We start from the raw sequence: 11,283 nt of genomic DNA on the forward strand, positions 1-11,283 counted from the left end.
ATCAAGGCGCGCGGCGACGTGACGAACACCTTCGAACATGTCGCTCGCGAGTGGCTGGAGACACGCTCGCTCGCCTGGACGCCGCGTTATGCAGATCTCGTAACCGGACGGCTCGAAAGCGACATCTTCCCCGTCATCGGCAAATGCAACATCGCGCACATTCGTCCGCGTGAAATCCTCGAGGCGATCCGCCGGATCGAGGCCCGGGGCGCCGTGGAAATGGCCCACAGGGTAAAGAACCACTGCAGCGAAATATTTCGCTACGCGATACCCGACGGACGCTGTGAAAGCGATCCATGCCGCGACATCGGACCCGCCTTGCGAAAGCCTCCGCCAACACGTCACCGCCCGAAGGTTTCGGCGCGCGACCTGCCCGCCTTCTATGCCCGGCTCAACGATGATGATGGTGCCAGACTGAGCCACCTGGCCCTTCGCTGGACGATCCTGACGATGGTGCGCACGCAAGAGACCCGATTCGCCCAATGGGCTGAATTCGAGGATCTCGATGGACCCGAGCCGCTATGGCGTATTGGTGCCGATCGCATGAAAATGCGCAGCGAGCACCTCATTCCCCTGCCCCGGCAGGCTATCCCGCTCCTGGAAGAAATCCATGAGCTCAACATCTTTCGAAAGGCGGGAAATCCACGGCACGGCCGCTTCCTATTCCCGGTTGCAGGGACGCGCAGCATGGTGATCAGCGAGAACCGCATGCTCGACATCATGTACAGGATTGGCCTGCGCGGTAAAGCGACGGTCCACGGTTTTCGGGGCCTTGCCAGCACCGTTCTCAACGAAAGCGGCCGCTTTCAACCCGACTGGATCGAAATGCAGCTCGCCCATCAGCCGCGTGGGGTGCGCGCAGCCTATAACGCCGCGCAATATCTCACCCATCGCCGCCAGATGATGCAGTGGTGGGCCGACTATCTCGACAAGGCCGAAGTACGAGGAATGTCTGAACGCGACCAGACATCCAACGCCTTTGGCTCCCCTGCACTCGAGACCTTTCCCCCGCTCAGGACGCGCAGGCGAGCCTGATCTCGCAGGCCGCCTCAAGCATCGTCGCGGGGAGAATTCGCAAAGCCGGAGGGGTCGCGCATCCAGGACTCGATCTCGGATTCACGCCAGGCCGAGCAACGCGCAGATATCTTGACCTGAGCCGGGAAGGCGCCGGCCTGGATCCTCCTGTAAAGCGTTGCTCGCGCGAGCCCGGTGCGTTCCATGACCGCATTAAGACGCAGGAAACGTTCCGGCTTGGGCGCGGGCGCCGGGCAAAGCTCTTCTTCCTCGATCGGCTCTGGTTCGAATATGCGCCTCTTGGCGATCATTTCGACTTCTGCCCTTGGCGAAAGGCGCGGTCGGCATCGAGATAACCGGCAAGCATGGCCGGGATGAGTTCGGCAAGCTCAATCGGTTTGCCATAAGCCTGCGCATAGGCTTTCGCGTAGTCTTCCAGATCGCGATGAAGATCGGGAAGAATGCGGATCACAATCTTGACTGGCGTCGTTTCGGGAAGCTTGGCGAGGCGTATGGCGCTCATTGCGCGTTCTCCTTTATCCAGGGTTCAAGAACGAGGTCCTGGCGCACGAGCAGGCGAACCGGCGTGCCGGGCCGCACTTCGATCGTCGGGGCGACGTCGAGATTGCGCCGGGTAATGCTGTCGCCAGCCCGACTGACGCTGCCTTGCGTGCCTTGCCGGATCGCATCGACAAGATCGCTGTCGCCGCTCAGGCTCAATTCGGTTCCAACGCTCAGCAGCGTGGCAATCGCAGCCCCCTTCAAGAGCAGGCCGGTATGCGCGTTCAGCTTGTCTTCGAGCCCGGCTAAACCCTGCGGGTCGCTCGCTGGCATGTTGTCAAGGCGCAGAGAACGCCCATCGGGCAGGACCAGACGCTGCCAGACCAGCAGGGCCCGACTTTGCCCATAGGTCACTTGCGAATCGTAGTTGCCAATGAGGCGCGATCCTTGTGGGATGAGCAGGACCCGGCCCGTGATGCTGTCGAATACATTGCGGGTGACTTGGGCAATCACCATGCCGGGAAGGTCCGAATTTATGCCAGTCACCAGGCTGGCTGCGATGACGCTGCCCGCCATGACAACATGTGACGAGGCCGAGGGTTCGAGGACGTGGGCATTGCGGGTACTTCGCGTCTCGAGCTGCCTCGCAAATCCTTCCTTGCCGGATGCGACGGCGGGTTCGCTACCCAGCGTCTTCGGGCCCGCGATTTCATCGGCATGCTGGGCATCGGAGGCTGGCGCCTCACGAGGGGATGAAGGCGCAGTATTGACGTTCGTCAGCAAGGGCGACTGGCGCGCCTTGCGCAGCTGCTCCTCTTTTTCCTGACGTGCTTGCTCTCGTTCCTGCGCGGCCCGTTCGGCTTCACGCGCCGGCTTGTTTTCCTGCGCGCGCAGGATGGGACGGCCCAGATCCCCGGGCAACGCCGGACCAAGCTTCGCAGCGTCGCCATAGTTTGACGGCAACGCATCGAGACCATCGTCAGCGGGCTTGCGGTTCGCCTGGGCCAGATTGGCAGGTGTCTCTTTCCTGTCCTCCTCATGCGAGCTCAGCGCGTATCCTATGACCCCAGCAAGAACCAGTGCAGCGACCGACGCGCCGCCGATAACAAGCTCCTTCTTGAAGCGTTGAGCCCGAGGCAAGGGTGCCCTGATCGCGAGACTTTCGGGGTCAACCTTGCCCGGCTTGGCCGCGATGTCATTGCCCGCCTCCGGATCGCGGACCGCCCCATTGCCTGGATCGCCAGTATCATGTGTTGCAGGTCCGCCGACACCGTCCTCAAGAGATGATGGCAGCGCAGTTCCCTTCGGCATTTGCGTCTGAGAGCCTTCATCCATCATGGGCGCCCTCCCCGCGTGATCCGCACGATCTTCTGGTCCTTGGTCCCCAGGCGCAGTTCGGCGGCCTCGAATATCCTGTCGACGATGTAGAAGCGCCCCTTCATGCGATAGTTGACCAGCTCGGCCTTCCCGTGCCCATCGACCAGGAACAGGGGCGGCGCTTCACCCTGACCGATCGAGGCCGGGAATTCGATATAGGTCCGCGCCCCATCATCGAAGGCGCGCACCGGGCGCCACGTCGCATGGTCCCCCGTGATCACATAGCCGAAGTAGAGCTGTTCGACGCCGATGCCCTGCGCAACCGGCGCGCTCGCCTCTGCTGCCTTTTTTGCCCGCGCAACCGCGAGCAAGGCGTCGAGCGGATACGTCCAGGCCAGCGCCGTCATGCCATCCTGATCGGCGCTCGTAAGCTCAAGATGGTAGGTCCGTCGGTTGGTGGTGATCACCAGATTGGTCGACAGGCCTTGCGTGAACGGCTTGACCAGCACGTGGGTCTGCTCGGCCTCACCCTCTCCGCTTCGCGTGTCGCCAATGATCCAACGTGCGGTATCGCCCGCAGCAACCGCGATCAGCCCTTCGCCCGGCTGAAGGGCAATATCCGTGATCATCCCGGGCTGGGTCGGTACATGATAGACCGCCCCGTCGGACCACAGAAACATCTGGCGCGCATTCATGTAGTTCGCGAGAGCAGGCTCCACTGGCTTGCGTACGCCCACGGCTGAGGGAATGGAGACGGCCTGGGCTGGCGATACACCAACGACAAGCGACACGATGGCAGCGATACAAGGCTTCATGGCTTCACCTCCGATAATGTAGGGGACAGATTCGGCGTTGCGCCAAGCCGCGAGGTTGGCGATTGTTCGCTTGTCAGCGAGCTTTGCTGTGTTGGTCCATCGCCAGCGGGCTCGAGTTCGCGGCTCCAATCGATTCCGTCGACATAGAGCCCAAGCGGGTTGCGCCTCAGGGTTTCGCGGTCGCGCGGCGCCTTGCGCACAACGGTCACCATGGCCGTCCAGTGCTCTTGGCCAGATGGGCGCCCGTGTTCATAGGCCGTTTCGACCCACTTAACCTGGAACGACTGCTGCGAAGCCCTGACGACGCTCGTGATCTGGACTGTGACCGTTCGCTCGCCGATCCGTGTCAGCGCGCCCGACTGGCGGGCATGGGCACTCAGGAAGGCCGCCCCTCTTTGTGTCGTGAAATCATAGGCCTCGAGCCACTGACGCCGCATGACGACCGGGTCGAGCGAAAGGCCTCGAACGTGTTCGACGAACTTGCCTAGCGCCCAGGCGATCTGCGGGTCACTCGGCGTGTAGTCGGCTTCGGCTTCGCTGACCGCTCGTGGTTCGCCAAGCCGGTCGACCGCAACGACGTAAGGCACGACCCGGCTTTGGAGCGATTGCCACAGTACGCCGACCGTCATCGAGCACGACAGCCCTAGACATCCAAAGGCCATGAGCCGCCAATTTCGGGCCTGAACCCGGGCCGAGCCGATGCGTTCGTCCCATAGCTGGCCTGCGCGCTGAAAAGGCGTTTCGGGTTGGGGAGTTCGGCCGTATGCCTGAAGGCTGCGTTTGAAGCGCATGGTTCAATCGTTCCTTTCACTGATATCGGGAGAGAGGCCGCCGCCGCCGCGATCACCTTGTTGAAGCGCATGGACAGCCATCTGGCGGCGATGGCGCGACGCCTGCTCGGCGCGAAGGCTCCTCGCCCACTGCGGCGCCGTCTCACCGCCGCCGGAAGCCGGCGACGGTGAGTTCGTATTCTGGTAAGCTGCTGCGCCCGCCGCACGGCCGCGCGAAGCGGCCTCGGAAAGCCCAAGTGTCTGCGAGGCGCGTTGGCGGACGGAATTACCGGCAGCCCGCGCCACACCGCCAAGGCCAGCTTTCACGCTGCCATCCGAGCTCTGCTTACCGAGCGAATAGGCGCTCGAGGTCGCCGCCCCCATCGACGTCCCGGCGCGAATCGAACCAAGAGCTGCGCCTCCCAGCATTCGTGCGCCCGCAAGACCGCCGCCCCCTGCAAGCATACCAACGCCGCCGGCGCCAAGCGCCGAGCCAAGGGCCGCTCCGGCTCCCAGTTGCGGCGCACCTGCGGCAAGACCACTTGCGACAGACGGCGCGAAGATGCCCAGACCAAAAAGCGCAAGGCTCGCAAGGACCAGGCTCATGGCCTGGGCGATGTCGGGCTCCTGCCCTTTGAGCGCGCCGGCGTACTGCTCGAAAAAGCTCGAACCGATGCCGACGATCACGGCGAGCACCATAACCTTGATGCCCGAGGAGACGACGTGGCCCAGCACGCGTTCAGCCAGGAAGCTTGCCCGGTTCCACAACGCGAAAGGCACGAGAATGAACCCGGCGAGGCTCACCAGCTTGAACTCGATCACGCACACGAACATCTGCACGGCAAGAATAAAGAAGGCGAGGATGACGAGCAGCCAGGCGATGAGAAGCACGGCGATCGTCAGGAAATTGTCGAAGAAGCTCGTGAACCCGAGCAACTTGGCGACCTGATCGAGCATGGGCCATGCTGCGGAAAATCCCGTGCCCGCCAGATGTCCCGGCTTCAGGAGATCCTGCGCCGAAATCGTCCCTCCCCCGGCCGTCACCCCGGCTTGCGCGAAAGAGGCGAAGATCACCTCGGAAAGCGTCTGGAAATTGTTGATGATATAGGCGAACGCGCCGACAAAGAGGATCTTGCGAACGAAGCGCCCGAGAACGTTGTCATCTCCGCCAAGCGTCCAGAACAGCGCGGCCAGCGTCACGTCGATCCCGACAAGCGTTGCCGTCAGGAACTGAACGTCGCCCCCCAGGAGTCCAAATCCACTGTCGATGTAGCGCGTAAAGGCGCTCAGGAACTGATCGATGACATTGAGATCATCCATGACGTCAGAATCCCTTCGGGTTGATCAGTAAGGATGGATCCGCGTGACCCGGACCGGGGAGCAAATCCGGGCCACGCGGCGCGGCGACGGGGAGGACGAGCGCCGCCGCTGTCTCGTTGATGTCAGTCCGGCGTGTAGGCCTTGCCTGAACCAAGGAACCGGGACGTCGCCGCCTGGGCCTGAGCCGAAGCCTGCGCACGATTGGCGCTGGTGATCGCCTCGGCCCGAAACTGCGCCGCCATCATCTGCTGGATCTGGAACTGCTGCTTGGCCGCGATCGCGAGGAGCTGGTTGGTCGCCTGCTGGGCCTGCAACGCCCCTTCCGCGTCCTGGCTACGCTCCGCCACTTTGGCCAGATCCTGCGCGTCATCCTCGATCGTCTCGGCGATCTGCGACTGGACGCGGGTAGTATGGCGGTAGGCCTGCACTTCCGTCTCAAGCCGGGTGCGCGCGGCAGCCACCTCATCGTCGAGCTTCAACGACTGACTGAAGGCATCCGGATAAAGCGCATCGAACTGCGTCTCGACGCGCGCTGTACTGAACTGGATGCCCTGGGCCTCGTTCATGAGTGCCTCGATCTGGCGCAGTGTACGGTTGAGTGCCTCGAGTTCAGGAAAATCGATGCGCGAGAGGTTTTTCGCCTGATTGGTAAGGCTCTGTGCCTCGTTCTGGAGCGATGTGATCTGGTTGTTGATCTGCCGTAACGCGCGGGCCGCAGAAAGAACGTTCTGGGCATAATTCGAGGGGTCGTAGACGATGATCGCCTGAGCGGACTGGAGCGGGACCGTAACGCCGGCTGCCACGACAAGCAGTGCGACTGCGCTGCGCAGCGCTCCAACGGAGTACGAAGAACAACGGTTCATTGGATTTCTCCTGACTGGTTGGGATGCGGTGCGCAGGTGCGCGTTTCCTCTGGCCAGTTCTGGCCAGGGAACGAGGCGAGATAGTCGATTGCCCACTGCGCGCTGGTTCCTTGCAGGAACCGGGCGAGAAACGGCGTGTCTCCGGTCTCAGTGAGCAAAGTATCGATACGCGCCTGACTGGCCGGATCCGACGCGCCGCAAAGCGCAAGCGCCAGCGGACCAAGCCCGAGTTCGAAGAGACGATTGCCGCGCGCCGACTGGAGATAATAGTCCCGCTTGGGCGTCGCCCGGGCGAGAAGGTCGATCTGACGTGCGTTCAGCCCGAAGCGTTCGTAGATTTCCCGGCTTCCCGGTTCGAGCGCGCGGTCATTGGGCAGGAGAATACGCTGGGGACAGCTTTCGAGGATCGCGGGCGCGATCGGGGAATTTGCGATGTCGGACAGACTCTGCGTCGCGAAGAGGACCGATACGTTGCGTTTGCGCAGAACCTTGAGCCATTCGCGAATACGCGCAGCGAACAATGGGGAATCGAGGAAGATCCAGGCTTCGTCGAGGACCAGCAACGTCGGCCGTCCATCGAAGCGTTCCTCGAGGCGATGGAACAGGTAGTTGAGGACGGGCGCCACGGCTCCCGAGCGCCCCATCAATCCGTCGGTCTCGAAGCAATGCAGGTCCGAGAAATGAAGCGCGTCGTCGCTCGCATCGAGCAGCGCGCCATACGGACCGTCGATCGTATAGGGCGAGAGCGCCGTTCGCAGGGACGAGGATTGAAGCAGCAGGCACAAACCGGTGAGCGTTCGCTCGGCTACTGGCGCTCCCGACAGACTGGTGAGCGCCGACCAGACCTGGTCCTTGATCTCCGGCGTGACGGTCACGTTTTCCTGCACGAGCAACGCTGCGATCCATTCGGCAGCCCAGCCTCTTGCCGACAGATCATCGATCCTGCGCAGCGGTTGAAAGGCAAGACCACGGCCAGGTCCCTCGCCAGCCCCCAGATCTTGGTGCACCCCGCCGCAGGCAAGCACCATGGCGCGCGCTGACAGCCCTTTGTCGAAAACATAGACCTGCGCATCTCGATAGCGCCGAAACTGCATCATCATGAAAGCCAGCAGCACCGACTTTCCGGCGCCCGTTGGTCCCGCCACGAACATGTGTCCGACATCGCCGACATGGGTAGAAAGCCGAAACGGTGTCGAGCCGGAGGTGCGTGCATGGAAGAGCGGACTGGCGCGCAGATGCGAATTGCGGGCCGGACCTGCCCAGATGGCCGAGAGAGGCATCAGATGTGCGAGGTTGAGCGTGTGCATCAACGGCTGGCGAACGTTGGCGTAGACATGGCCCGGAATTGACGAGAGCCAGGCCTCGACCGCGTTGACACGTTCACGCACGGTGGTGAAACCGAAGCCACCAAGGACCCGCTCTATCTGGCGCATACGCTCGTCGACGGTTTCGCTCTTCGAAGACGTCAGCGTGATCGTCGTCGTCATGTAGCCAAAGGCCACATGATCTCCTCCCAAGGCCTGCAAGGCGAGATCGGCGTCGAGGACCTTGTTGTCCGCATCGCTATCGAGCAACTGGCTCGGCGTGTTGTAAAGGACCTCGCGCAGCATCGCGCCAATGGACTTTCGCTTGTTGAACCATTGCCGCCGCAGGCGGGTCAGGGCCCGGGTCGCTTCGTCCTTGTCCATCGCGATGAAGCGGGTGACCCAGCGGTAGGGAAAGTCGAGGCCGTTAAGCGCGTCGAGGAGCGCGGGACGGCTGACATTGGGGTAGCCAAGGACCGATAGCGTTCGCAAATGCCGGCCGCCAAGTTGCGGCTCGAGCCCGCCGACCAGCGGCGTATCGACAAGCACGGCGTCGAGATACATCGGCGTTTTGGGGACACGGACCGAATGCTCGCGATCCGAAATGGTCCTGTGGAGAAAGGTCAACAGCTCGCCGTTCTCGAGCGCCCGGACTTCAGGCATAAACCCTGCGAACAAATCGAGCGCGCGATCCGTCTCCGCGGTGAAGTTCGCCATGGCCGCGCGCCAGTCGCGTCCCTTGCCCCCATCTCCCGTTTCCAGGAAGTGCCGTCCAGCCGCGTCCTCGCTGTCCGCAGGTGGCATCCAGGTCAGACTGAGATGGAAGCGGCTTTCGAAATGACGCCCTTCGGCCGTGAAGGCCGCGCGCCTCTCCCGATCCACGAGCCAGCTTGCAGGATCGGGGAAGTCATCATCGGGATAGGCCATGGCTTCACAGCGCTCGGCCTCGAAGAACAGCGCCCAGCCCGAACCGAAACGACGCAGCACGTTATTGGCCCGCGCTGCGACCGCAACCAGGCCAGCTTCGGTCGTCGATTCCAGATCCGGACCACGAAACGAGAGGACACGCAGGAAACTGCCATCCTTGTTGAGAACGATGCCGGGGGCAACAAGCGCGGCCCATGGCAGATGATCGGCCAGACGCCCTGCCCGGCTCGCGTATTCGCGAAGGTTCAGCATGGGAAATACCCCTTCTGGCGAAGATGGCGCACAAGGACCGGCGCGAAATGCGGGTCGCGGCGCGCGGCAAGGACCGAGAGGCTATGCCCGCAGGCCCAGATGACGAGGCCGGCCAGCCACTGCTGCAATCCCAGGCCCACCGCCATTGCCAGCGTTCCGTTGACGATGGCGAGGCCTCGCGGTGCCCCCGCCAGCAGGATCGGAACGGAAAGGCTGGCATGGACAGGGACCTCGAAGCCCTCGGGCTGGCCAGCCGCGCTCATACGATCAGCGCTCCACCGCCAAAGCTGAAGAAGGAGAGGAAGAAGCTGGATGCCGCGAAAGCGATGGAGAGCCCGAATACGATCTGGATCAGCCGGCGAAAGCCCCCTGCCGTCTCACCAAACGCCAGGGTGAGACCAGTCATGATGATGATGATGACCGCAACGATCTTGGCGACAGGCCCCTGGACCGATTCGAGAATCTGCTCGAGTGGCTCCTCCCAGGGCATGCCCGTCCCCGAAGCCCATGCCGGAACTGCGAGACTGAGGCCGACTGCCGATGCAAGAAGGGCCCTCGCCGGGCTTGGCAAGGTGCGAAGCGTGATTGAACGTGAAATCATGGCGTCATTCTCCTTTTCGTGGGGGGAAACGTGCATGTCGGTAAGGCTGTATTCGGCCGTGACCGGGTCGAGACCGTCGACCCGCACGACCTCGCCGATCCGCCGGAAGCGGCCGCGCCCGGCGATGAAGACAACTATGTCGATGGCATCGGCGATCAGATGGCGCGGGACCGTCACGACAGCTTCCTGGACCAGCCCTTCAAGCCGTCGCAGGGCAGCGGCCGCGCCATTCGCATGTATCGTCGCAATCCCGCCGGGATGGCCCGTATTCCAGGCCTTGAGCATGTCGAGTGCTTCGCCCCCGCGCACTTCGCCCACCACAATCCGGTCTGGCCGCAGGCGCAGGGTCGAGCGAACGAGATCGGAAATCGATACCGTTCTGGCCCGCGTGCGCAGCGCAACGGTATCAGGCGCTGGACATTGCAGTTCGCGGGTATCTTCGATCAGGATAATGCGCTCACCAAGCGCCGCCATCTCGGCGAGCAGCGCGTTCGCCAGCGTCGTCTTGCCCGAAGAGGTTCCACCAACGATCAGGACATTCGAGCGTTCGGCCACAGCGAGGCGTAATATGTCCGCCTCTTTCTTGCCCATGACCGCATCGCTACGTAGTCTTCAAGAAGATAGACCCGAGAGGCCGGTTTGCGGATGGCGAAGCATGGCGCGCTCACGACCGGCGGGAGCACCCCTTCAAAGCGCTCACCGCCCCCCTGTTCGCGCAGCGGCAGTTCAGCGGATACGATAGGCCGGGCGGCATGCGCTTCACTTTGAACATGGCTTGCAACGAGTCGGACGATCCGCTCCGCCTGCTCGGGGTCGATGCGGATGTCTGTATCGACCCTGCCCTCACCCAGCACGTCGACACGCAGCGCCCCATCGGGATTGACCATGATCTCAATGACGCGCGGATCCCGCAGCGCAGCCACGATTGCAGGCCCCATGGCGCTCTCGATCATCGCCCGCAGGCGCGCATGGCTCTGACCGGTCCTCACTGCCCTGCTCCGGGGTCGAGCGTTCGTCGCCCCTGCCCAACCTGGCGGGCGACCTGAGCAAGGAAGGCCTCGAAACGCCTGGCAGCTGCCGCGCGGCCAGCCTTGTCATCTTCGGCAAGCGGCGGATGGATCGCGAGTTCGTAGCGAATGAAGAGCGCCAGTGTCTCAAGTTCGATCTGGCTGTCGCGCTGCAACCGTTCGAGCAAGGTGGCGATGCGGTCGAGCCGCCGACCGAAGCGCTCGTCGAGTTCAGACCGCGCTTGCCGATCCAGCCAGGCTGTCAACGCCTGAGCGAGAATATCTGACTTCGAGGTACCGGGCTGGCGAGCGAGTTCGACGAGGCGTTCGCTCGTTGATCTGGGCAAGAAAAGCTGGTGGCGGACTTTGGCGGCCATGGTCACAGTTCCAGTTCGAACTGCTGCGCGCGCTCGGCGCCCATCGTATAGGTCGCGTTGACCAGGCGCTGCTGGACCATCTTGTCCATCGCATGCTTTTCCGCTGCGAAATTGTCGGCTTCGTCGAGCCCTAGAAGGTCATCGGTCACTTGCGGTTCGACACTGGCGTGATCCGGCTCATCATCGGGCTGGCGCTGCTGATCGACGCCGCCATC

The 11,283-nt window shown here is 62.9% G+C and carries 13 protein-coding genes and 1 pseudogene; 1 reads left to right on the top strand and 13 read right to left on the bottom strand.

Features of this window, described 5'->3' with window-relative positions; genetic code table 11:
- The first annotated feature begins 18 nt into the window (after positions 1-18).
- Positions 19-1,035 carry a tyrosine-type recombinase/integrase gene (locus tag MBENS4_RS21920; protein ID WP_052322611.1) on the top strand — a complete coding sequence of 339 codons (1,017 nt, stop codon included), beginning with the start codon at positions 19-21 and terminating at the stop codon, positions 1,033-1,035.
- Positions 1,036-1,049: 14 nt separating this feature from the next.
- Here MBENS4_RS21920 and MBENS4_RS27000 read toward each other — a convergent pair whose 3' ends face one another.
- From MBENS4_RS27000 to MBENS4_RS25985, 13 genes and pseudogenes are all read right to left on the bottom strand, one after another.
- A complete protein-coding gene (locus MBENS4_RS27000) occupies positions 1,050-1,325 on the bottom strand; it encodes an AlpA family phage regulatory protein (RefSeq protein WP_052322612.1) in 276 nt (91 codons plus the stop codon).
- Entirely contained in the window at positions 1,322-1,537 is a 216-nt protein-coding gene (locus MBENS4_RS21930) for a DUF2274 domain-containing protein (protein WP_039394798.1), read from the bottom strand. Before MBENS4_RS21930 ends, MBENS4_RS27000 begins: the two co-directional genes overlap by 4 nt.
- On the bottom strand, positions 1,534-2,853 hold the full coding sequence (locus tag MBENS4_RS21935) for a TrbI/VirB10 family protein (RefSeq protein WP_242405048.1): 1,320 nt from the start codon (positions 2,851-2,853) through the stop codon (positions 1,534-1,536). The genes MBENS4_RS21930 and MBENS4_RS21935 overlap by 4 nt, the downstream gene beginning before the upstream one ends.
- The gene (gene trbG, locus MBENS4_RS21940) at positions 2,850-3,647 is read right to left on the bottom strand and encodes a P-type conjugative transfer protein TrbG (protein ID WP_039394801.1); all 798 of its coding nucleotides are present in this window, start codon (positions 3,645-3,647) and stop codon (positions 2,850-2,852) included. Before trbG ends, MBENS4_RS21935 begins: the two co-directional genes overlap by 4 nt.
- Complete coding sequence (gene trbF / locus MBENS4_RS21945; protein ID WP_039394803.1) at positions 3,644-4,438, bottom strand: conjugal transfer protein TrbF; 795 nt, start codon at positions 4,436-4,438, stop codon at positions 3,644-3,646. Before trbF ends, trbG begins: the two co-directional genes overlap by 4 nt.
- Before the next feature lie 3 nt (positions 4,439-4,441).
- Positions 4,442-5,737 (bottom strand): P-type conjugative transfer protein TrbL, encoded by a 1,296-nt coding sequence (gene trbL / locus MBENS4_RS21950; protein WP_039394806.1) that lies wholly within the window; start codon positions 5,735-5,737, stop codon positions 4,442-4,444.
- A 122-nt stretch (positions 5,738-5,859) separates the two neighbouring features.
- The gene (trbJ, locus tag MBENS4_RS21955) at positions 5,860-6,600 is read right to left on the bottom strand and encodes a P-type conjugative transfer protein TrbJ (protein WP_039394809.1); all 741 of its coding nucleotides are present in this window, start codon (positions 6,598-6,600) and stop codon (positions 5,860-5,862) included.
- On the bottom strand, positions 6,597-9,083 hold the full coding sequence (gene trbE / locus MBENS4_RS21960; RefSeq protein ID WP_052322613.1) for a conjugal transfer protein TrbE: 2,487 nt from the start codon (positions 9,081-9,083) through the stop codon (positions 6,597-6,599). The genes trbJ and trbE overlap by 4 nt, the downstream gene beginning before the upstream one ends.
- Complete coding sequence (locus tag MBENS4_RS21965) at positions 9,077-9,346, bottom strand: VirB3 family type IV secretion system protein (protein WP_039394811.1); 270 nt, start codon at positions 9,344-9,346, stop codon at positions 9,077-9,079. Before MBENS4_RS21965 ends, trbE begins: the two co-directional genes overlap by 7 nt.
- A complete protein-coding gene (locus tag MBENS4_RS26185; protein WP_242405073.1) occupies positions 9,343-9,684 on the bottom strand; it encodes a TrbC/VirB2 family protein in 342 nt (113 codons plus the stop codon). The genes MBENS4_RS21965 and MBENS4_RS26185 overlap by 4 nt, the downstream gene beginning before the upstream one ends.
- A gap of 33 nt (positions 9,685-9,717) precedes the next feature.
- A pseudogene (trbB, locus tag MBENS4_RS21970) lies at positions 9,718-10,637 on the bottom strand (P-type conjugative transfer ATPase TrbB); the annotation flags it as partial.
- A gap of 32 nt (positions 10,638-10,669) precedes the next feature.
- Complete coding sequence (locus tag MBENS4_RS21975; RefSeq protein WP_039394815.1) at positions 10,670-11,068, bottom strand: hypothetical protein; 399 nt, start codon at positions 11,066-11,068, stop codon at positions 10,670-10,672.
- Positions 11,069-11,070: 2 nt separating this feature from the next.
- Positions 11,071-11,283 (bottom strand): hypothetical protein (locus MBENS4_RS25985; RefSeq protein WP_039394818.1); only part of this gene is annotated, 213 nt, incomplete at its 5' end.

It is taken from the genome of Novosphingobium sp. MBES04 (assembly GCF_000813185.1).
GTDB lineage: Bacteria > Pseudomonadota > Alphaproteobacteria > Sphingomonadales > Sphingomonadaceae > Novosphingobium > Novosphingobium decolorationis.